Raw genomic sequence first — 20,867 nt, 5'->3', positions numbered from 1 at the left:
GGTGGCTCATCTTGGACGTTTGCGTCGCCCGCCGCTTGAATCGACCCATGACGACGCATGACATCGCCGTGATTCCCGGAGACGGCATCGGGCTCGAAGTCACCCCGGCGGCCCTGGAGGTGGCGCGAGCCGCGGGCCGGCGGCACGGATTCGAGCTCCGGCTCACCGAGTTCGACTGGTCGTGCGAGCGCTACCTGCGCGAGGGCACGATGATGCCCGCCGACGGACTGGAGCGGCTGCGCGGCTTCGACGCCGTCTTCCTCGGCGCGGTCGGCTTCCCCGGCGTGCCCGATCACGTCTCTCTGTGGGGGCTGCTCATCCCGATCCGCCGTGCTTTCCAGCAGTACGTGAACCTCCGCCCGGTACGCCTGTTCGACGGCATCGAGGCCCCCGTACGCGCGACTGACATCGATTTCGTGGTCGTCAGGGAGAACACCGAGGGCGAATACAGCGAGATCGGCGGCCGGATGAACCGCGGCTTCCCCGACGAGATGGCCGTCCAGGAGGCGGTGTTCACCAGGAAGGGGGTGACGCGGGTGCTCGACTACGCCTTCGGGCTCGCCGGTCGTCGCGGCGGATACCTGACCTCCGCCACCAAGTCCAACGGCATCGTGCACACGCTCCCGTTCTGGGATGAACTGGTCAAGGAGCGCGCGGCCGAGCACCCCGGCGTGCGCTGGGACCAGGAGCACATCGACGCGCTCTGCGCAAAGCTGGTGCTGGAGCCGTCCCGCTTCGACGTGATCGTGGGCTCCAACCTGTTCGGCGACATCCTCAGCGACCTGGCGGCGGCCGTGACGGGCAGCATCGGCATCGCGCCGTCGGCCAACCTCAATCCGGAACGCGAGTTCCCGTCGATGTTCGAGCCCGTGCACGGCTCGGCTCCCGACATCGCGGGTCGCGGGGTGGCCAACCCGATCGGGGCCATCTGGTCGGCCGCCATGATGCTGGACCATCTGGGTCACGCCGAGGCGGCCGAGCAGATCGTGGCCGCCATCGCGACCGTGCTGGCCAAGGGTGACGTACGGACGCGTGACCTGGGCGGGACGGCCGGCACGGACGAGTTCACCCAGGCCGTTCTGGCGCTGCTGGTATAGCTGGCACTACCACGGATCTCCCGGCTGCGGGATCGATGACCTTCCGGGAGTTTCCGTAAGTTTGACCACATGATCCCCGTACGTACTCGCCGGTGGACCGGCGCCTCCGCCCTTGCCCTCGCCGTCCTCTACGGCCCGTCCATCGCCCCGGCGCAGGCCGACACCGCCCCCGCCCCGCTCCAGGACGTGCTGGATGACCTGGTCGGCAAGGACAAGTTCCCCGCCGTCCAGGCCTCGGTCCAGGATCGTCACGGCAAGCTGACCGATTACACGGCGGGCGACGACGTGCCGGCCGACGGGTACGTGCGCATCGGCAGCAACACCAAGACCTTCACCGCCGTGACCGTGCTGCAGCTGGTGGGGGCGGGCAAGATCAAGCTGGACGGGTCCGTCGACACGTACCTGCCCGGCCTGCTGCGTGGCAAGGGCGTCGACGGCCGCCGCATCACCGTGCGCCAGCTCCTCCAGCACACCAGCGGCCTGCCCGAGTACACCGACTTCCTGGCCAAGGGCGCCCTGCCGTACCAGCACAGCTACTTCCAGCCGCGCGACCTGCTCGACCTGGCGCTGAAGAAGAAGGCCCAGTTCGAGCCGGGCGACAAATGGGTCTACACCAACACCAACTACATCGTCGCCGGCCTGCTCATCGAGAAGGTCACCGGGCGGCCCGCGATCGAGGAGATCACCAAGCGGACCATCGACCGGATCGGCCTCGCCCACACCTACTTCCCGAACGTCGGCGACCAGACCCTGCGCAGTCCGCACGCCAAGGGCTACCACCGCGACGACCCGGCCAAGCCGCGTACGGACGTCACCATGTTCGAGCCGTCCCAGGCCTGGACCGCTGGACAGATGATCTCCACGCCCAGCGACCTCAACCGCTTCTTCTCCGCCCTGCTCGACGGCAAGCTCCTCAAGCCCGCGCAGCTCAAGCAGATGCGCACCACGGTCAAGGCGCCCGAGCTGGGCCCCGGCGGCCGATACGGCCTCGGTCTCAGCGCCGTCAAGCTGTCCTGCGGGGGCACGGCTTGGGGGCACGGGGGCGCCATTCCGGGCTACTACACGACGAACGCCGCCACCGACGGCGGCCGCGCCGCCGCCATCGCCGTCACCCACCTCCCGGAGACCCAGGAGGCCCGCGACCACGTCGAATCCGCCCTCGACGCGGCCCTCTGCAGTCAGTCCTGAGCCGGCGACCTGAGCCGTGAGCCGGTGACAGCGAAGTCTCAGCGGCTCACGGTGCGCCCTGATCGAGGTTCTGTGCGATGAGCTGGGTACGCGCCTCCTCGACCTGGCGCATGATGCGGTGGGCCCCGCACGCCTCGGCGGTGGCGTACGCCTCCTCGGCCAGCGCCACCGCGTCGTCCCGCCGGCCCTGCGCGGTGGCGATGTAGATCAGTCCTACCTGGTCGGCGGCGACACCGGCCGGCAGCCCGATCTTCCGGCGCAGCCGTGCCGCCGCCTCCAGACGCTCCCGTGCGGAGTCCAGCCGGCCTGCGGCATGGTCGGCGATCCCCAGGTGCCGCAGGGCCTCCGATCGGGTGTACGGGTCGCCCGCGGCCGTGGCCAGCTCGTACGCCTGCTGGAGGAGGGGGACGGCGCGGCCGGGGTCGCTCCGTACGACCTGGTGGAAGCACCCCTCCCAGAACACGGACTCCGCCTCGCCCGTCGCGTCGCCCAGGGTCCGGTAGAGGTGGGTGGCCCGCTCGAACAGCTCCAGCTCGCGCGGATCCTCGCGCCGGTCGTCGAGGAACCGCGCGTGCAGGATCCGTCCCCGGGCTACGGCGAGATCGGCTTCCACCTTGTCCAGCTCCCGCTCCGCCGCCGCCAGCTCACCGACCTCGCCGGCGAAGACAGCGCGCTCGTAGAACAGCTTGGCCCTCTCGATCGGTCCTTCCACAGCTGCTCCGCTCGCCTCGGCGACACCCCTCGTACGCGGTCCATGAGACTGTGCTCCGACGATTTCGACAAGCTTTCGGCCCCCGCAAGTCCAGGAAGCGCTCATGGCTTGCGGTGGACGATCACCTCGTCGCCGCGTCCCGGATAGGCCATGATGAGCAGTCGCTGGCTGGCCCGCTGCTGCCCCTTCTTGGACAGCCAGGCGTAGTGGACGCGGACGCGGTAGTGGCCCTTGCCGCGTGAGGCCAGGTCGGGGAGCGCGACGCCGGAGAGGTAGTCGCCGAGTATGAGTGTGCCGTCGCGGCTCTCGTACCCGGCCTCCACGACGTGATCCCAGCCCTTCGTCTCGACGGGCGGGCGGCGGTCGTAGGTCTCGGTGGTGACGCACATGCGTAACTCGGTGTTGATGAGGATGATGAGGCGGCCAGGCGCGGTGACGACAAGGTCACCCTCCTCGGCCCGCCGAGAGGGATCATCGTCGTAGTCAGCCTCCTCGTCTAACGCCTCCAGCGACAACTCCGTCCACACCGGCTTCTTCTCCCTGATGGCTCGCACCGGCTTGATCCTCGGCCGGTGGCGGGGAGCCTGGTCGCACAAGGCCTGCTCCTCGGCCTCCCATGCCGCTATCTCGGCCTCCTCCTCGGCCACCGCCGCGTCGAACTCCGCCGCGACCTTCGGGCAGATGTCCTCCAGGAGGTACTTCTGCTGGCGCAGGTTGATGCTGTGCGCCTGCTCGAAGGCCGCCGCCTCGCGGGCGTCGCCGCGGGTGTAGATGCCGCACATGCGGTGCCCGTACGCGATCAGCCGCTGGTCGGGCATGCTCGGACGGAACGGTGGGGCGTCCAGCTTCCGTACGGCGCAGACGAAGGCCCGCTCACCGGTCGCCGCCGAGTTGTTCTCGCACTCGCTTCTCGTGGTGGCCGGGCCGGGTGTGTGGTCCGACGCGGGTACGAGGGCCAGCAACGCGACCGTGGCCAGGCTCGCCAGGGCCACCTGGTACGGCTTTCGGGGGCGTGGCCGTTCGCCGTGCAGGAACAGCAGGATGAGGGCGGAGCCGGTGAAGGCGGCGCTGTGCCAGAGCGGGGAGATGCCTGGTCTGGAGTCGATCAGATTTTCCAGAAGTGTCGGGACAGCGTCGTCCAGCTTGCCCTCCCCGGTGACCGCAGTGACCACCCCGGCCACCGCTGCCAGCAGCAGCGCGCTGATGACCCCCTGGCGTAGTCTCCCCCGATCTCCGCTCGCGTTTCTGTGCCTGAGTACGACGGCCAGCACCAGGGCCGCTCCTCCGCCGCATCCCATGAGAAGGTCGATCAGCAGCCAGGGCTCTCGCAGGCTCCACCCGGTGTCCGAGAGCCACGACACGATCGCCCCTCGCGGTCCGATCCACCGGAACACGCCGTCCGTCCAGTTGACCATGGCCGGGACCAACGGCAGCCCGACCGCGATCACTTCCCACGGCCACCACCGAAAGGTACCCCGCACGCGCGGAGCCCTGGGCGGGCATCCGACCTCGAGCGCGGATCGGCCGAGCCACACCACGGTGAAGACGTCCAGGAGCAGTCGGCTCGCCTCAAACAGGACGAAGGTCTGGCTGATCGGGTAGGCGACCAGCGGAATGAGGAACGGCCCGGCGGCCACCACCGCCCCCGCCCACAGCGTGGTCCGCCCCCACCGGCCGTCCTTGGCCTGCGCCACCACGATCAGTACCGTCCACACCGCCCAAGCCAGGGTGCTGCCCGGCGGAAGGGTGTCGAACTCGACCCCGAACAGGTCCAGCGCCGTCGCCCCGAGCGCCAGGATCGGCCAGTACAGCCCCGCCACCAGCACGACCAGCCGCAGCGTCCGGGAGACGGTGCCCATCACCCGGTAGAAGAGCACGACGACCGCGAAGTGCGCGACGGTCTCGGGTATGTCCTCGGGCCAGGGCAGCCGGTCGGTCAGCTCGATCGCCATCAGGACGTACAGGGCCACTCGTAGCAGGAACTGATCGCGGGTTTGGCGGGTTTCGTCGCTCTGGCCAGTGCCGGGTGACTGGGCAGCGGTGACAGGCGGCGTGTGCCTGCTCGCCGTCCCGCCGTTCCTTCGCCCGGGCAGGATCTGCACCAGCCCCCAGACCTGCGCCAACCCCACCCCGACCAGCATCACCAGCAGGTCCGCGTCGAGTGCCAGCGCACGATCGACGAACATCCGGTACACGAGCAGGACGAGGGGTCGGCCATCGCCGTACGCCACGGCCACCACACCTGTCGTGACGACCAGAACGGCGAAGACGGCGACGGCGATCCGAGATAAGGCGTGGCGAGGCACGGGCGGTTCCTGAGGCAGGGGAGGAGCGGGGGAAGATCGAAACGCCCGAGATTAACGGAGCCGCCCTTGCCAAGTCGATCATCGTTCGGTCGGGATCCACATATGACGAAGGTGGTGCTCGGCTGGTCGGGTGCATGGAAGCCGTGGGGCTGCGCGGCAGGCTGCTTGCGCACGTCAGCCGGCTGGTTCCTCGCCTTCGACCAGAGGCAGGGGGCGGCGGGGGAGGAGGGTGAGGGTGCCGAGGAGCCAGTCGGCCAGGCGGTCGCGTTCGACGAGCAGCAGGGGTTGGCGGGCGTTGAGTGCTTCCTCGCGGGCCTGTCTGGTGAGGTGGCCTGAGGTGACGAGGACGCCCGTATGGCCGGCGAAGGTGTTGGCGAGGGCGCCCAGGAAGTTGCGGACTTCGGGGGCTCCGACGTTGCCGCTGTAGCGCTTGCACTGGATGGCGTACGGTTTTCCGCCGGGTGCGGTCGCCGTGATGTCGACGCCGCGGTCGCCCTTGCCTCCCCGTTGCTGGACGCGGCGGAAGCCGTCGGCGGTCATGCGTTCGGCTATCAGGTGCTCGAATTGGGGACCGGTCATGAGGTCGACCTTGGCCAATTCGGTGTTGGCTGCCAGGAATTTCATGCGACGGGATTGGATGACCCGATATCGGAGGAAAAGGGCGCCGCAGAGGGCTGCGACGGTAAGGAGGGCGATGGTCGTGGCCCAGCCCGGGTTTTCCGCGACGTATTTGACCACGGCGGTGATCGCTATGGCCATCACCCCGATGCCGAGCAGCCACAACCCTTCGTTTCCGCCGGTCTTTCGCCGGCGTCTGCGGTGCCCTGATCGCCCCGATCGGCCTGAGCGTCCCGGTCGCCTCGCCATCAATCCCTCCCTGGAGGTCGGTCTCGCTGGCGATTATGAACGATGGCACCGACAGAATCGGTGCCGAAGAGCACACGGGCGGCGGTATTTCAGTCCGGCTTTTTTGTGAGGAAATTTCGGGTATTTCGATGAGGAAGGAAATGTCGTAAAGGGTCACGCGTTGGCGTTCGGATCGATCCTCAGAACGAGGCGGGCGAGAGAAGGGCAGGGGAATCGGCCAGCAGCCGGAATCGGTCGTCCCGCTGCTGGACGCGGCCGCCGGTGGGGTGCGTGAAGTGGGTGCCCAGCAGCAGGTCATCGGTGCCGGCCAGGTCGGTGAGCAGGCGGTGGCGGGTGGTTCGCGCCTCGGCGGGATCGACGTCGCCGACGCTGCCCATGTCGGGGTAGGCCAGTTGCACGGGATGATGCAGGCTGTCGCCGCTGATCAGCGCGTTGCGGCCGGTGCCGGTCAGCTTCACCGACAGGTGGCCGGGCGTGTGGCCGCGCGTCGGTACCAGGCGGACGCCGTCGGCCACCTCAAGGCCTGAGGCGGGGATGTCGAGCAGGTCGTACAGGCCGTTGTCGCGGATGGGTCGCAGGGAGTCGCGGTGCGTCCGGGCGACTTCCTCGTCGCTTTCGGCGGCGGCGGTCCAGTAGTCCCATTCCCTGCGGTCGGTGAGGTAGCGGGCGTTCGGGAAGGTCGGTGTCCAGCGGTTGTCGACCAGGTGAGTGTTCCAGCCGACGTGGTCGACGTGCATGTGCGTGGTGATCACCAGGTCGACGGTGTCCGGGGCGAACCCGGCGGCGGTCAGCGCGTGCAGCAGCGGGGTCCGCAGGTTGTCGGCGTCGGGTATCTGCCGGGGCTTGTCGTTGCCGATGCCGGTGTCGACCAGGATGCGCTTGCCGTTCGCCTCGATCGCGAAGATGTGTACGTGCATCGCGAAGGCTGTGCCGTCGGTGAAGTCGGGTTGCAGCCAGGGGTGGCGCAAGTGCTCCGGTGTGGCATCGGGCAGCAGCCATTGACTGGTTGCCGGTGACATGTCGATCTCGTCGACTCGGCGCACAACGACGCCTCCGAGGTCCCAGCCCAGGAAGGTCGGGGATATGCGGCTTGTGAGCACTTCGAAGCCCTTCGTCTTGTTTGTCCGCCGGTTCCGCGGATCGACTCTAGGAGCATCGGTGTCTTTTTGTAAGTACGTACCTTTTTGTAAGCTGATGGCATGGCGGTGAGTGAGCAGTTCAAGGACGTTCTCCCCCAGCTTCCGGCAGAGTCTTTCGACAAGGACTGCCCGACGCGGCCGCTGATGGCCCAGGTGACCGGCCGGTGGGGCGCGTTGATCATCGCTGCGCTGGCTCCTGGGCCGATGCGCTTCTCCGGCCTTCACCGGCACATCGACGGCATCAGCCAGAAGATGCTGTCGCAGTACCTCAAGTCGGTGGTGCGGTACGGGCTGGTCGAACGCCAGGTGGAGCCGACCGTCCCACCGCAGGTCACCTACAGCCTGACGCCACTGGGGCAGAGCCTGGCGCAGCAGCTGTGCGCGCTACTGAGCTGGTTCAGCGCCAACACCCCGGCGCTGGAGGCCGCCCAGCAACGCTACGACGCCGCCGACGCCCCGGCCCGGTGACGTGTCGAAGGACTGCTTGCGACCGCGCCATCGGTCCCCCTGTCGCGGTCTGACCTCTTGCTACGGGCGTGGTTGAGCGGGCGATTCCGGCTCACTCTCGGGGAGAATGCCGGGATCCGGGTGGTCCGGGTGGCCGGGTCGACGTGGACAGACCGTCGAGCAACAGACGCAACAGCAGGGAATCGGTCAGCGGGCCGGGGCGGCCCATCGCGTGACCGGTGGTCACCGGAGTTCCTCCGCATCGCCGAGCTCGGCCCGATGCGCGGTCAGGAAGTCGGTCAGGCTGAGCGGATCGGGGTTGAACGCGCGCGCGGCCCCGAGGTCGCGGCGGCCGAGGTAGGACTCGGGGAACTCGGCGTAGTACTGGAACATGTTTCCCAGTTCGTCCGCGCCGGGGAAACCGAAGCCGCGGAACTGCTCGTGGGTGGGCGGGCGGTAGGCCACCGGCTCGCCGAGCAGCTCGCCGAGCACCGCCGTCATCTGCTCACCGGTCAGGTACTCGCCGACCACGGGAACCGTGAGGCCGATCGTCTCCGCCGGCTGTCGCAGCACCCATAGCACCACCTTGCCGATGTCGTCGGAGGCGACGCCCGCGATCGCCGTGTCGCCGAGCGGGAGGTGCACGGCGAGTGTCCCGTCCGGGTCGCGTTGCGGTCTGGCGAGGCCGAGCAGATTGTCCCAGTAGAACGACATCAACAGGTACGTGACAGGGAGGCCCGACTTGGCGAACAGGGCGTCGGCGGCCCCGCCCTTCACGTCGAAGTGCGGCACCCGATAGCCGTCACCGAGGACCGGCATGCGGTCGTCGTCGGCCACGATCACCTCCCGGGTGTCCTCGAGCGTCGACCACACGACGTGCCGCAGGCCGGCTGCCTGGGCCGCGCTGATGAGGTTCTTCACCTCGGCCAATTCCCGGGCCGGTGAACGGTGCTCCCAGTACGGCGTGACCAGGAACGCGCCGTAGGCCCCGTCGAACGCCCGGCGCAGGCTGCCCTCGTCGGTGAGGGTCGCCTCCACCACCCGGGCACCCAGCCCGGCCAGCGCCTGCGCCTTGGGTGAGGCCGCGTCGCGGGTCACCGCCCGTACGGAGAGCTCTCCGTCGGCCAGCAGCGCCCGGGCGACCGCGCCGCCCTGCGTGCCGGTCGCGCCCAGCACGGTGATCACTTTGTCGTGAGACATCGACGTTCCTCCTTGTTGGTGCGGATCAGGCGGTGGGGGCGACGATGACGGTCTTGCCGGGCAGCGCACCCGCGGCGGCCTGGGCGTGCACGGCCGGCAGCTCCGCGAGGGGGATTCGCTGGGCGACCTCGACGCGCAACTCACCGGTGCTGACGCGAGCGGCCAGGTCGGCGAGTTGGTCGGCGTCGCTGCGGACGAACAGGTCGATCCCCCGCACACCGCGCTCCTCGTCGGAAGGGGCCGGCATCCAGACGGTGGTATTGACGAGGGTGCCGCCGTCACGGATCAGCGTGACCAGTGCGGCCAGCTGCTCCGGAGTGACCGGCGCGAGGTTGAGGACGAGGTCGACCGGCTCGGTCACCGCCGCGATCACATCCGTGGTGGTGTGGTCGAGCACTTCGTCGGCGCCTGCGGCTTTGACACGTTCGGCGTTGCGTGGGCCGGCCGTGGCGATCACGCGGGCACGGACCTCCTTGGCCAGCTGCACGGCGTATCCGCCGACCGCTCCGCCGGCGCCGTTGATCAGCACCCGCTGGCCGGCGGTCAGGTTGCCGTGGTCGAACAGCGCCTGCCACGCGGTCAGGCCCACTAGTGGCAACGCCGCCGAGTCGGTCAACGGGATGTTCTTGGGTGCCCCCGTCAGGATCTCCGCCGGCGCGATCACATACTCCGCGGCCGCCCCGGCCCCCGTCATCGGCAGGAAGCCGATGACCCGGTCGCCGACCGCGACGTCGTCCACGCCGTCACCGAGCGCGTCAACCGTGCCGGCGACGTCGATGCCGGGAGTGTGTGGCAGCTCGACCGGGATCGGGCCCTGCATGTAGCCCGCGCGGATGTTGCCGTCGACGCCGTTGAACGACGTCGCAGCTACGCGGATCCGGACCTGACCGGGGCCGGGGGTGGGCTGCGCGACGTCCTCGTAGCGCAGGACCTCGGGACCGCCGAACTCGTGAAAACGCACTGCCTTCATTGCTGAACCTGCTTTCGTGAGTGCCGCCACTGTGCTTCGAACGTGAAGCAATGCCTCATTGCTTCGAGTTACGAAGGCGTCCAGCCCCGCGTCACCAGGGCCGCCCGGAGGCAGCCACTGGATCCGCGGTTGCTGGAGACGTGACTCAACTTCGCAGGATCCGGCGCGGTTAGCCTGGGCCAGGCTGGCCCACCTTGATGATGGTCGGTTCCCCGGCGTCTGCGACGATCTCAGCGAGACGCGCCGCATCGGCCGAGCCCGGCGCCGGGGTGAGCATCAGAGCCGCCAAATCGTCGCCCGGGATGGCGAGCAGGCTGCCGACGAGCGTCACGGAGCCGCCGTCCGGATGAATGAACGCGGCACTGCTCTCGTAGGCCGCCACCGGTCGCGGCGTGCGCCACAAGGTGTCGAACAGGCGGCTTCGGCTCCGCATCTCGTCCACCAGCGCGGCGAGCGACGCGTCGGCGGGGTAGCGCAACAGCGCGCTTCCCAGGCGGGCAGCGAGGATCGCCTGATGATCGGTTGCGTCAGCCGTAGGCTGCTGGAAACGACTGAACGGATCGCAGAAGCTGCGCCAGGCGATGTTCCACTCCCACGGGTCCCCGGTGAGATCCCAGTGACCCAGGGCCATGAACGCACTGTTCACGGCGACCAGATTCATCGCCGCATCGGAGACGAACATCGGAGTGTCGGTGAACCGCTCCAGCAGCCGCATCGCACCCGGACCGACTTCGTTCGGCACCTGCCCATCCGCGGCGGCGTACCCGGCCAGCGCGCAGAGCCGCTCGTACTCCGCGCGCCCGATCCGCAACGCACGGGCGATGGCGTTCACCACCCCGGCCGACGGATGGCTGCGCCCCTGCTCCAACCGGCGTACGTAATCCGCAGACATCCCCGCGAGCTCGCCGAGCTCCTCCCGCCGCAACCCTTGCACTCGCCGACGGCCGACCGGTAGCCCGACAGCCGCAGGGGCCGTACTCTCCCGCAATTGGCGCACCGCGGTGCCGAACTCGTGACGTTCCACGGCCCAAAGTGTGCCTGGACAGTCCAGACAGCGCTAGTGGGCGGCCTTGTGTGCAGTGCCACGACCAGCGGACCGGTGTTGCCGGCGGCTCCTGAAATTGGCGCACGCTCATTGGCTGGATCCGGAAGCGCAGCGACCGAGGATCGTCACTATCGGCGCTACGCGGTGTCAGCGTAGTCCAAGGGAGAGTCCGCCCACCTTCAGCACCCGCGAGCACATCAGCCGTCGGTCACCACTGATCCATTGAGAATCGCCAGGCTGCCTGGGACGCTCTTCTCCGCATAGCGCAATGCCGGGATTACGCGCTGACGTTGTCGGTCGACAGGAAGGCGTTCACCTGCTGCGCGAACTCCTCCGGGGTGACGATGCGCACCCCCAGGCTCTCCGCCTTCGTTCGCTTGGAGCCGGCCTTCTCGCCGGCCACCAGCAACGACGTCTTGGCCGAGACGCTGGAGCTGGCCTTGCCGCCGGCTCGCTCGATCAGCTCGTTGACCTCGTTGCGGGAGAGCTGGGCCAGGGGGCCGGTCATGGTGCCGGTGACGACGACCGACATCGAGACCAGGGGGAGGTCGGCCGACGGCTCCTTGGGCTCGGCCGAGGGTGGGGTGGCGCCGGGCTCGGTCATGTTGACGCCGGCGCGGATCAGCTTGTCGATGAGGGGGGCGAGCTCGATCAGCTCGTCCACCACGACCGGGGCCTTCTCCGGGCCCATGCCCTCCACCTGCTGGATCGCCTCGGTGTCGGCGGCCCGGATGGCGTCCATGGTGGCGAAGTGGCGGGCGACGCGGCGGCTCATCGAGCGGCCCGTGCCGCGCACCCCGAGTGCCGCGAACACCCTGCTGAGCGGGCGCGACTTCGCCTGCTCGATGGCCGCGATCAGGTTGTCGCTGCTGGTCTCGCCCATGCGTTCCAGCCCGAGCAGCTGCTCCTTGGTGAGGAAGAACAGGTCGGCGAAGTCGGCGATCAGGCCGGTGTCGAGCATCTGCTGGATGCGGTTCTCGGCCAGGCCCTCGATGTCGAGGGTGTCGCGCCCGACCGCGTACGTGATGGACGCGATCGCCCGGCAGCCGCGCCCGCGCACGCACCGCCACCGCTCCTGGGAGGTGTCGATGGCGTCGCCGCAGGACGGGCAGACCTGCGGGATCGCGATCGGCTGCTCGTCGCCCGTGCGCAGGTGGACCACCGGCGCCTCGACCCGCGGGATCACGTCGCCGGCCTTGTAGACGGTCACGCTGTCGCCGAGCATCAGGCCGCGCCTGGCGATGTCGGCGACGTTGTGGAGGGTGGCGTAGGTGACGGTGCTGCCGTCGAGCTCGACCGGCTCCAGCACCGCGCGTGGCGCGATGATGCCGGTGCGGCCGGTGTTCCACTCCACGCGGAGCAGCTTGGTGATCTTCTCGGTGGCGGGCAGCTTGTAGGCGATGGCCCAGCGGGGCGCGCGGGAGCTGAACCCGGCCTCGGCCTGGTCGGCGGCCAGGTCACACTTGATCACGATGCCGTCGATGCCGAACGGCAGCTGGGCCCGCAGGCCGGCGATCTCCCCGACGCGTTCCTGCACCCGTTCCAGCGTCTCGGCCGTGATGCCCGCCACCGGCGTGGCGGCGGTCGTCTGCACGCCCTGCGTGGCCACCCACTCCATGATCTGGCTGTGCGGCAGCTCGCGCAGGCGCGTGGCCAGCTCGGAGTCGTCGCCGGGGGACGGCACCACGCCGTAGCCGAAGAACGTCAGCTCGCACACGTAGGGCCGGTCCTGCGCGCGCAGCGTGCCGGCGGCGGCGCTGCGCGGATTGGCGAACGTCGTGCCGTCGTGTGCCTGCCGCTTGGCGCACGCCGCCTCGAACTGCGACGCGGTCATCATCACCTCGCCGCGTAGCTCCACCGTGACCGCCTCGGCCAGCCGGTCGGGGAGACCGATGATGGTGCCGATGGCGTGGGAGACGTCCTCGCCGGCGGTGCCGTCACCGCGCGTGACCAGCTGGGCCAGGCGGCCGTTGCGGTAGCGGGCCGAGATCGCCAGGCCGTCGAGCTTGGGCTCCACGCTCCACGCCGTGACGGGTCTGCCGAGCCGGCGCTCCAGCCCCGCCGCCCAGTCGGCGAGCTGCTCGGCGCCGAACACGTTGTCCAGGCTCAGCATGGGCACGGTGTGCGGCACGTCGCCCACCACGGCCCCGCCGGCCACCTTGCCGGTCGGTGACGACGGCAGCACCGACTCGGGGTGCTCGTCCTCGTACGCCTGGATGCCGCGGACCAGCCGGTCGTAGGCGTCGTCGTCGAGGGTCGAGGTGCCGTCCGCGTAGTAGGCGGCGGCCGAGTCCACGGCCAGCTGGACGGCCTCGGCGTAGGCCGTGTCGTCGGCCAGGATGGTGATGGGGGGTGTCTCGGTCATGGGTCCATGATGTCGCTCGGCACCGACAATCTGGCCCCCCAGATTCGCCGGTACGCGACGACGGTTCGCAGCCGGTCGGTCTCCTGTGAGAGAACGGTTGCTCTCCGGTCGCCGCCCGTCGCCTGCTGCCGCCGTCTGTCCGGCTCGCAGCTCCTCGGGTGTAGGTCTGAGCTGGGCGGACGCGGGTAGGGCGCAGGCATGGACAGGGATCGGGGAAAACGCGCGCCCGTCATCGTCGTCGGCGCGGGCATGGCGGGACTGGCCTGCGCCGTACGGCTGCACGAGGCCGGTGTGCCGGTACGCGTGCTGGAGGCGTCCGACGGCGTCGGCGGCCGGGTGCGTACGGACATCGTGGACGGGTTCCGGCTCGACCGGGGTTACCAGGTGTTCAACACCGCCTACCCCGAGGCCCGCCGCGTCCTCGACATCGACGCGCTCGACGTGCGGCCGTTCGCCTCGGGGATGATCGTGCAGGGGAGCACGGCCCGGGCCAGGGTGATGCTGCCGTGGCGGCATCCCCGGCACGCGCTGAGCGGGCCGCTGTCCGGCGTCGGCACGTTGCGTGACACCGCCGTGCTCGGCGCGGTCACGGCACGCGACCTCGCCGCGCCGGCCTCCCGGCTGCGTGGCGGGCGCGAACGGCGTACCGACGAGGAGCTGCGCGCGTGGGGCATGTCGGAGAAGATGATCGACTGCCTGATGCGGCCCTTCCTCGCCGGCGTGCTGCTCGAACGTGACCTGGAGACCTCCAGCCGGGTCTTCCACCTGTTCTGGCGGTCGTTCGCGCGCGGCACCATCGGCCTGCCCGCGCTCGGCATGGGACAGATCCCGCGCCAGCTCGCCGACCGCCTGCCGCCGGGCACCGTCACCTTGGGCGCCCGCGTGAGCGAGGTCACGGCCGACGGTGTCCGGCTCGCGGGCGACGCCGCGCATGACGGCGTACGGCACGCGGACGGTTCCGTGATCCATGGCCGGGCCGTGGTCGTGGCGACCGACCCCAAGGTGGCGGGTGAGCTGCTGAGGGAGATCGAGGCGCCGCCGATGCGGGCGGTGACCACCTTCTACCACGCCGCCCCGCGCTCACCCCTGGGCGAGCCGATCCAGATCATCGACGCGACCGGCGCCATCACCGACACCCTGGTCCTCACCGACGCGGCCCCCGAGTACTCCTCCGACGGGCGGGCGCTGGTGTCCACGTCCGTGCTGGGGCTGATCACCGACGAGGAGCCGGTCCGGCGGCGGCTGGGCGAGATCTACGGCGACACCTCCGGCTGGGAGCACGTGGCCACGTACCCGGTCGCGGCGGCGCTGCCCGCGATGCCGCCGCCGTACCCGCTGCGCAGGCCCGTGCGGCTGCGCAGCGGGATGTACGTGTGCGGCGACCACCGCGACACCGGTTCGCTCCAGGGCGCCCTGGTCTCCGGCCGCCGCGCCGCCGACGCCGTGCTCGCCGACCTCAGATCGCGCCGCGCGGCCGACCGCGCGGCCCCTGATCGGGCCGTTCGCTAGGAATCGGCAGATCCACGGCACGGCTTGCCTCACGGAAGCGAAGGGGCGCACGTCCGAGCCGTCCAGGACTGCCTGAGGAACTGGCATCCTGTACGGATGCGCCAAGTGACCGTCCTCGGCAGTTGTGGTGCGTTTCCCGAGCCGGGCCGTGCCTGCAGCGGGTTCGCGGTGGACTGGGACGGTTACCGGCTGCTGCTCGACCTGGGTTACGCCACGCTGCCGCGGTTGCTCGCGCACTGGCCGGACGGCGCGGTGGACGCTGTCGTTATTACTCACGAGCATCCCGACCACTGCATTGACCTGCACGGGTTGTTCCGGATGCGGTTCTACGGCGACCCCGGTGGCCCACGGCTGCCGTTGTACTGCCCGCCGGGCGTGCTCGACCGGATCAGCGGCCTGGAGCCCGATGTGGACCTCCACGCGGTCTTCGACGTGCATCCGCTGCCTGGCAGTCACCGGGTGGGGCCATTCGCCCTGACCGGATTGTCGCTGCCGCACTATGTGCTCAACGCCGGCATCCGCCTGGAGGCCGACGGTGTCGCTCTGGCCTACACCGGTGACACCGGTCCGGCTCCCGCGCTCGCCGAACTCGGGCGCGACGCCGACCTGTTCATCGTCGAGGCCACCGACCGCGACGGCGAGGCCGGTCGCCCCATCCGCAATCTGCTGGCCTCCACGGAGGCCGGTCACTGGGCCCGCCGCGCGTGCGCACGCCGGTTGATGCTCACCCACTTCTGGCCGGGCAACGACCGGGCCGCCTCCGTGGCCGCCGCCCGGGAGGAGTTCGGCGGTGAGGTGCTGGCGGCCGAGGAAGGACTCTCTGTCCGGCTCGGGGAGAACCGATCAGTGAGTCGATGATGCCTTCGCCGGCCAGGGCGTGCTCGAAGTCGCGGCCGTAGTACTGCATGTCGGCGATCAGGTCCTGGCCGCGGTGGCGGGCCGGCAGGTCGGGGTCGGTGGCGAGCATGCCGAGCAGGTTTGACACTGTCGCACGCCTGGAGCGGGCGAGGTCAGGACAGGTGAGGCCGCACCCGTAGTGTGACGGCCGCGTGCTCGGCCCAGGCCGCCAGGAACCGCTCAGGGCCGAGGTCGCCGGGCGTGTGGCCGATCATGAGGCGGAGCAGCGGATAGTACGTGAGGGAGGCCAGCAGTACGGCCGCGGTGGCCTCCGGATCGGCGCATTCGACGTTGCCCAGCTCCCGCTGCTCCTCGATCCACCGGGCGCCCTGGGCGTACACGCCGGCCATCACCCCCTGCCACATGCCCTCGAACAGCTCGCCGAACCCGTCGAACTCCCGCAGCATGATCCGGATCAGCTCCCGATCCCGCTCGATCACCTCCCACACGGCCCGCGCCATCCGCTCCAGGTCGGCCCGCGGATCGCCGGTCGCGACGGCCGTCTCGCCGCCCCGCTCGACGATCCGCTCCAGGTTGCGCCGCACCGCGGCCTCCAGCAGCGCCTGCTTGGAGGGGAAGTGCTTGTAGAGCGCGCCCGAGCCGGTCGTCAGCCCGCAGGCGGCCTGGATGTCGGCGACCGAGGTGGCGGCGTAGCCGCGCGTGCAGATCAACCTGACGGCCTCGTCGATGAGGCGCTGCCGGGTGACGCCCGGTGTGGATCTCGCCATGGTAAGAGAGTACTCTCTCACTATGCGAGTCTTCATCGCGGGCGGCACTGGCGCGCTCGGCCGCCACGCCGTCCCGGCGCTGGTCGCGGCCGGCCACGAGGTCACCGCGCTGGCCCGCACCCCAGACAAGGCCGCCACGCTCGAACGGCAGGGTGCCCGGCCCGTACGGGTGTCGCTGTTCGACCGGGCGGGCCTGGCGGAGGTGTTCGAGGGGCACGACGCCGTGATCAATCTGGCCACCGCCATCCCCTCGATGAGCCGCTTCATGAGCACCAAGGCCCTGCGCGCCAACCACCGGGTACGCGCGGAGGGCTCCGCCGCCGTCGCGGCCGCCGCCCTCGACGCCGGGGCCGCCCGCTTCGTGCAGGAGTCGGTCAGCATGCTCTACCGCGACGGCGGCGACCGCTGGCTCGATGAGGACGCCCCCGTCGACCACTACCCCCTCACCAGGGGAAACTTCGCCGCCGAAGCCAGCGCCCACCACTTTGCCGAGACCGGCGGGGGAGCGGCCGTCGTGCTGCGCCTCGGCTGGTTCTACGGGCCGGGCGCCTCGCACAGCGAGCAACTGTTCGCCCAGGCCCGCCACCACGTCGCCGTCGTCCTCGGCCGTCTCGGCGGCTACGTCTCCTCCATCCACCTGGCCGACGCCGCTACCGCCGTGGTGGCCGCGCTGGCGGCGCCCGGCGGCACGTACAACGTCGTGGACGACGAGCCGCTGACCAAGCGGGCGTACGCGGACGCACTCGCCCGCGCCGCCGGTGCCGCCCCGTGGGTGCGTGGGCCCGGACGGCTGGCCTACGCGTTCGGCGACCGGCTCACCTCACTCACCCGCTCGCTACGCGTCCGTAACGCCCGCTTCCGTAGGGCCACCGGTTGGGCGCCGCGCTACCCGAGCGCCCGCGAGGGCTGGCTCGCCGCAGCCCACACCCTCCTGCCCTGACCGCCCCCGGCCGGTGCCCTTCGGAGCCTGCGCGCGCGTTCTGGATCAGGGTGCTTCCGGCTCTGGCCCGCGCACGTTCTTGAGGAAGATGATCCCGTCGGTCGCCCAGTTCGCCGGGGTCGAGCGGGAAGTAGCCGTGGTTGTCTGTGGTGTCCGTCCGCCGGACCGGCTCCGCCTCCGGACCGCGGTTCCCTCAGGGCGTTTCGTCGGATGGCGAGGTCGACTCGCGCAGGTAGGCGGCCACGCGTTCCTTGCCGCCGTACTCCGCCCAGCCGAGCGGGGTGGCGTCGTACCGGCTGTCCTTGATCGTGACGTCGGCGCCCAGTTCGATCAGGGTTCTGGCCGTTTCCACGTCGTCGCTCCATGCGGCCGCGTGCAGCGGGGTGCCCCCGTGCGGGTGGTCGACGTCGAAGCCGAGGCCGGCCAGCAGCCGTACGGCGGCCGGTTTGCGCTGCTCGGCGGCGCGGTTGATCAGCTCGGGATGCCGGGCGAGCGCCCGCGCCCGCACGTCCGGCCCCAGCGCGGCCACCGCGCCGGCGTCGGCGCGCATGCAGGCGGCGGTGAACGCGTCCATCTCCTCCAGGACGGCGGAGGCGCCCGCCGCGGCGAGGAGTTCCGCCACCTCCGTGTGCCCGTTCAGCAGCGCCAGCTCGTACGGAGTCCGACCCCCGAACACCGGATGCCCGCCGATCCCGTCCACCTCGACCCCGTGCGCGAGCAGCAGCCGGACCCGCCGCGGCCCCCCGCGCAGCGCCGCCGTGACCAGTTCCTCCCGCAGCAGCAGGCGCGGCGACTGCAGGACAGGCCCCAGCCGGGCGTACCACGGCCCGTCCCCGCCCCGGCCCAGCCCGAACTCCAGCAGCAGCCGCAGGTGCGTGGTGTCGTCGGTGAAGGAGCCGCCGAGGCCCAGGTTGTAGAGGGTCTGGCTGTCGTTGGGGTCGGCGCCGGCTTCCAGCAGCAGCCTGGCCAGGGCGAGCGCTTCGGGGTGCGGCGGCTGGTCCTGCTCTCCGCCGCCGAACGCGCCGGTCAGTGCGGTGAAGGGGGAGACCAGACCGTCCCACAGGAATCCGGCGTTCGGGTCCGCGCCGTGGCTGAGCAGGACCTGGGCAGTCTCCACATAACGTCCCGAAGCGCCGGGCAGACGGGCGTAGGTCAGGTACAGCAACGGCTCCCAGCCGAACGGCCCGCCCTGCGCCCGCGCCAGTCCCGGATCCCCGTCCAGCGTCGCGGCCAGGGCGTCGGCCGAGCCGGTGGCGGCCATGGTGAAGACGTTCGCGGTGGCGAGCTCCGGCTGCCGGGCCAGCAGCTGCGCCGCCTCACCGGTACGCCCGGGATGGTCGGCCCCGTACGTGAGGCAGGCCAGCCGCAGGAACTCCTCCGGCGGCTCCGCTCGCACAGGGACGCGGTGCGGCGAACGGGTGTAACGCTCGACGGTGCCGAGGTGCTCCTTCAGCCGGGGCCAGCTCGCGAACCCGTACATCCGGGCCGTGACGAGCTGCGCGTCCGCCAGTTTGAACGTGCGCGGCGGCCGGGGATGGAACTCGGCGACCAGCCCGCGCGCCTCGGGGACGCCGGCCTCCACCTGGCGCAGGAGCGTCTTGGCCTGCTTGCGGAGCCGTTCGAGGCTGGGGTTGTCGGGCAGCCGATGGACGGGCACGATGGCCTCCTTTCCGTCTGGCCTGCCGTCCGCATGCTCAGGCCGGAAAAGAGGTCGGGCCGGGTCTTACCGAAGGACATCAGGTGGGCTTGGCCCTTCCCGCGGACCGGGGGCGCCCTGAAGCACCGCCACCAGCATACGCCCGGTCAAAACGCGCGCCGGCGCCTCCGGGAGAGTCTGCCCTTGATGAGTCGTACGTCCGTCGAGTCGCCCGCCAGATCGGCCACCCACCCGGCCACCGTCCGCAACGACGGCTCGACGGCCTGCTCGCCCGACCACCACCAGCCCCTCTCCCGTGGCGGCTCGGCGGCCAGCCCCGCCGCCGCCAGGCCCGGCGGGTGCCCGGACCGCTCCCACAGCTCCTCCCACTGGCCGCGCCGCAGACGCAGGTAGAGCAGATCCTTCAGCTCGGAGAGCACGCTGAGGTCGCGGATCGAGGTGGCCTCGGACAGGTCGAGCGCGTACAGGCGCGGACACGACAGCAGCGGCGACAGGTCCACGGGACGGACGGTGCGCAGCGTCAGGAAGCGCAGCGTGGCGTGCTCGGCCAGCGGCGCCAGGTCGATCCGGTCCATGGCCAGGTCGAGCAGCTCCACGGGGGTGTCCTGGAGCGGCGCGAGGTCGGCGCCCGGGCAGTTCTCGACATTCACCTGCCACAACATCGGCGCGCCGCGCACGGGGGCGAAGTCGGCCCAGGGGGCGTTGCGGATGGAGAGTTTCTGCACATGTTGGTGCAGGCCCCGCATGGAGGCGGCGTCGGTGCCGGCGATCGTGAGTTCGTCTGGTTTGTCGGGCTCGTGCTCGTCCTGGCCGTCGATGTCGATCCGGATCCGCCGGCCCTGCCCCACCTCGTACGAGCCCGCCCGCAACGCGTTGACGTGCCGGCGCAGCAGGCCGGTCACCGAGTCGGCGACGTAGACGGGGCCGTCGTCGTGGTGCCTGCCCATGCGGATGACCTGGCCGGGACGCCCGCCGGGGCCCGGGGCCAGGTCCACGGCCAGGTAGTCGCCGTGGGGGTCGGTGGCGAACGGGATCCAGTGCGGATGGTCCGAGGCGCGGCGGACCGCCAGCGGGGGGCCGCCGGTGCTGGTGACCAGCGGCCGGCGCAGGTGGTGCCGCCAGGCGCGGCTCGCCGCCCACGTGCGGTTCTCCGGGCGGCTGATCTTCTCCAGGTGTTCCAGGCCGAACCAGTGGTGGCCGGCCAGCAGCCCCTCGCCGCCGTCGCCGTCCACGTGGGCGTAGAGGGCCTGGAGGTCCTCGGGGAGCGGGACCTGCAGCCGCGCCTCCAGCCACCGGCGATGGTGCTCGGGCAGCGCGGGTGGGGGCGCGTAGGTGTCCTTGCCGCGCAGCGCGCGGTCGCGTCCGCGCAGGTACGCGCCGAGCAGGGCGACGGCCTCCTGCGGGTTGCCCGCCGGGGTGGCCATCGACGGGCCCGGCTGGTACGTGCCGGGGTCGGGCGGCAGGACGCCGGGGCGCAGTACGTACAGGAAGCCGCGGTCGTCCTCGCGCACCAGCGACTCGCTGACCACCGCCTCGAACCGGCCCCTGGCCTCGACGGTCAGCTCGATCGAGAGATGGTCGCCGCTCGCTCCGTAGTGGGTGTGGACGGCGCACAACTGCGGATGCAGGTCGATGCCGTCGCCGTCTCCCGCCGGGTCGAACCGGAAGCCGTGGTGGCCGGACCCGCCGTCGCCGGTGGCGTATCCCCGCACCTCGGCACGCCGCCAACCCGCAGGTGCCGCATCGGTGATCTTCTCAGCCATGGCACGGAGAACATCGTCAATCACTCGGCACACCTCA

At 70.7% G+C, this 20,867-nt stretch carries 17 protein-coding genes; 6 read left to right on the top strand and 11 right to left on the bottom strand.

What is annotated here, in order from left to right; genetic code table 11:
• The first annotated feature begins 47 nt into the window (after positions 1–47).
• On the top strand, positions 48–1,097 hold the full coding sequence (locus AB0C27_RS34890; RefSeq protein WP_357852984.1) for a tartrate dehydrogenase: 1,050 nt from the start codon (positions 48–50) through the stop codon (positions 1,095–1,097).
• A gap of 69 nt (positions 1,098–1,166) precedes the next feature.
• Positions 1,167–2,285, top strand: a complete 1,119-nt coding sequence (locus AB0C27_RS34885; protein WP_357852981.1) for a serine hydrolase domain-containing protein — start codon at positions 1,167–1,169, stop codon at positions 2,283–2,285.
• A gap of 46 nt (positions 2,286–2,331) precedes the next feature.
• On the opposite strand, the gene AB0C27_RS34880 is transcribed toward AB0C27_RS34885, so the two are convergent.
• From AB0C27_RS34880 to AB0C27_RS34865, 4 genes are all read right to left on the bottom strand, one after another.
• Entirely contained in the window at positions 2,332–2,997 is a 666-nt protein-coding gene (locus AB0C27_RS34880) for a hypothetical protein (protein ID WP_357852979.1), read from the bottom strand.
• A gap of 101 nt (positions 2,998–3,098) precedes the next feature.
• Positions 3,099–5,303 carry a hypothetical protein gene (locus tag AB0C27_RS34875; RefSeq protein ID WP_357852976.1) on the bottom strand — a complete coding sequence of 735 codons (2,205 nt, stop codon included), beginning with the start codon at positions 5,301–5,303 and terminating at the stop codon, positions 3,099–3,101.
• A 174-nt stretch (positions 5,304–5,477) separates the two neighbouring features.
• The gene (locus tag AB0C27_RS34870; protein ID WP_357852974.1) at positions 5,478–6,086 is read right to left on the bottom strand and encodes a restriction endonuclease; all 609 of its coding nucleotides are present in this window, start codon (positions 6,084–6,086) and stop codon (positions 5,478–5,480) included.
• Between the two features lie 263 nt (positions 6,087–6,349).
• Entirely contained in the window at positions 6,350–7,189 is an 840-nt protein-coding gene (locus AB0C27_RS34865; protein ID WP_357852971.1) for an MBL fold metallo-hydrolase, read from the bottom strand.
• Between the two features lie 180 nt (positions 7,190–7,369).
• Between AB0C27_RS34865 and AB0C27_RS34860 the strand changes: the two genes are divergently transcribed.
• Positions 7,370–7,777 (top strand): helix-turn-helix domain-containing protein, encoded by a 408-nt coding sequence (locus AB0C27_RS34860; RefSeq protein WP_357852968.1) that lies wholly within the window; start codon positions 7,370–7,372, stop codon positions 7,775–7,777.
• Between the two features lie 222 nt (positions 7,778–7,999).
• Here the strand turns inward: AB0C27_RS34860 and AB0C27_RS34855 are convergent, their stop codons facing one another.
• The 4 genes from AB0C27_RS34855 to ligA all read right to left on the bottom strand — a co-directional run bounded on the left by AB0C27_RS34855 (position 8,000) and on the right by ligA (position 13,336).
• Positions 8,000–8,956: an NmrA/HSCARG family protein gene (locus AB0C27_RS34855; protein ID WP_357852966.1), complete on the bottom strand. Its 957-nt coding sequence runs from the start codon at positions 8,954–8,956 to the stop codon at positions 8,000–8,002.
• 25 nt (positions 8,957–8,981) lie between these two features.
• Complete coding sequence (locus AB0C27_RS34850) at positions 8,982–9,926, bottom strand: NADP-dependent oxidoreductase (RefSeq protein ID WP_357852963.1); 945 nt, start codon at positions 9,924–9,926, stop codon at positions 8,982–8,984.
• A gap of 169 nt (positions 9,927–10,095) precedes the next feature.
• Positions 10,096–10,950 (bottom strand): helix-turn-helix transcriptional regulator, encoded by an 855-nt coding sequence (locus AB0C27_RS34845; protein ID WP_357852960.1) that lies wholly within the window; start codon positions 10,948–10,950, stop codon positions 10,096–10,098.
• Positions 10,951–11,248: 298 nt separating this feature from the next.
• Positions 11,249–13,336 (bottom strand): NAD-dependent DNA ligase LigA, encoded by a 2,088-nt coding sequence (gene ligA, locus AB0C27_RS34840; protein WP_357852957.1) that lies wholly within the window; start codon positions 13,334–13,336, stop codon positions 11,249–11,251.
• A 198-nt stretch (positions 13,337–13,534) separates the two neighbouring features.
• On the opposite strand from ligA, the gene AB0C27_RS34835 reads away from it, so the two are divergent.
• Both AB0C27_RS34835 and AB0C27_RS34830 read left to right on the top strand, forming a co-directional pair.
• Positions 13,535–14,845 (top strand): NAD(P)/FAD-dependent oxidoreductase, encoded by a 1,311-nt coding sequence (locus AB0C27_RS34835; protein WP_357852955.1) that lies wholly within the window; start codon positions 13,535–13,537, stop codon positions 14,843–14,845.
• A 96-nt stretch (positions 14,846–14,941) separates the two neighbouring features.
• On the top strand, positions 14,942–15,703 hold the full coding sequence (locus tag AB0C27_RS34830) for an MBL fold metallo-hydrolase (protein ID WP_357852952.1): 762 nt from the start codon (positions 14,942–14,944) through the stop codon (positions 15,701–15,703).
• 152 nt (positions 15,704–15,855) lie between these two features.
• Here AB0C27_RS34830 and AB0C27_RS34825 read toward each other — a convergent pair whose 3' ends face one another.
• Entirely contained in the window at positions 15,856–16,470 is a 615-nt protein-coding gene (locus AB0C27_RS34825) for a TetR/AcrR family transcriptional regulator (RefSeq protein ID WP_357852949.1), read from the bottom strand.
• A gap of 22 nt (positions 16,471–16,492) precedes the next feature.
• Here AB0C27_RS34825 and AB0C27_RS34820 point away from each other — a divergent pair, with 22 nt between their 5' ends.
• The gene (locus tag AB0C27_RS34820; protein WP_357852946.1) at positions 16,493–17,410 is read left to right on the top strand and encodes an NAD(P)-dependent oxidoreductase; all 918 of its coding nucleotides are present in this window, start codon (positions 16,493–16,495) and stop codon (positions 17,408–17,410) included.
• Positions 17,411–17,603: 193 nt separating this feature from the next.
• Here AB0C27_RS34820 and AB0C27_RS34815 read toward each other — a convergent pair whose 3' ends face one another.
• Entirely contained in the window at positions 17,604–19,067 is a 1,464-nt protein-coding gene (locus AB0C27_RS34815; RefSeq protein WP_357852943.1) for an ankyrin repeat domain-containing protein, read from the bottom strand.
• Between the two features lie 146 nt (positions 19,068–19,213).
• On the bottom strand, positions 19,214–20,830 hold the full coding sequence (locus AB0C27_RS34810; RefSeq protein WP_357852940.1) for an SMI1/KNR4 family protein: 1,617 nt from the start codon (positions 20,828–20,830) through the stop codon (positions 19,214–19,216).
• Between the last annotated feature and the right edge of the window lie 37 nt (positions 20,831–20,867).

The organism is Nonomuraea sp. NPDC048882 (genome assembly GCF_040649755.1).
GTDB lineage: Bacteria > Actinomycetota > Actinomycetes > Streptosporangiales > Streptosporangiaceae > Nonomuraea > Nonomuraea maheshkhaliensis.
The sequence above is the reverse complement of the archived record's forward strand: the minus strand, read 5'-3'. Positions and strand labels throughout refer to the sequence as shown.

What these genes read in the sequence shown, in the direction of transcription:
- AB0C27_RS34890 (WP_357852984.1), top strand. Translation starts at nt 48, where the DNA reads ATGACGACGCATGACATCGCCGTGATTCCCGGAGACGGCATCGGGCTC.
- AB0C27_RS34885 (WP_357852981.1), top strand. Translation starts at nt 1,167, where the DNA reads ATGATCCCCGTACGTACTCGCCGGTGGACCGGCGCCTCCGCCCTTGCC.
- AB0C27_RS34865 (WP_357852971.1), bottom strand. Translation starts at nt 7,189, where the DNA reads ATGTCACCGGCAACCAGTCAATGGCTGCTGCCCGATGCCACACCGGAG.
- AB0C27_RS34860 (WP_357852968.1), top strand. Translation starts at nt 7,370, where the DNA reads ATGGCGGTGAGTGAGCAGTTCAAGGACGTTCTCCCCCAGCTTCCGGCA.
- AB0C27_RS34855 (WP_357852966.1), bottom strand. Translation starts at nt 8,956, where the DNA reads ATGTCTCACGACAAAGTGATCACCGTGCTGGGCGCGACCGGCACGCAG.
- AB0C27_RS34850 (WP_357852963.1), bottom strand. Translation starts at nt 9,926, where the DNA reads ATGAAGGCAGTGCGTTTTCACGAGTTCGGCGGTCCCGAGGTCCTGCGC.
- ligA (WP_357852957.1), bottom strand. Translation starts at nt 13,336, where the DNA reads ATGACCGAGACACCCCCCATCACCATCCTGGCCGACGACACGGCCTAC.
- AB0C27_RS34835 (WP_357852955.1), top strand. Translation starts at nt 13,535, where the DNA reads ATGGACAGGGATCGGGGAAAACGCGCGCCCGTCATCGTCGTCGGCGCG.
- AB0C27_RS34830 (WP_357852952.1), top strand. Translation starts at nt 14,942, where the DNA reads ATGCGCCAAGTGACCGTCCTCGGCAGTTGTGGTGCGTTTCCCGAGCCG.
- AB0C27_RS34825 (WP_357852949.1), bottom strand. Translation starts at nt 16,470, where the DNA reads ATGGCGAGATCCACACCGGGCGTCACCCGGCAGCGCCTCATCGACGAG.
- AB0C27_RS34820 (WP_357852946.1), top strand. Translation starts at nt 16,493, where the DNA reads ATGCGAGTCTTCATCGCGGGCGGCACTGGCGCGCTCGGCCGCCACGCC.
- AB0C27_RS34810 (WP_357852940.1), bottom strand. Translation starts at nt 20,830, where the DNA reads ATGGCTGAGAAGATCACCGATGCGGCACCTGCGGGTTGGCGGCGTGCC.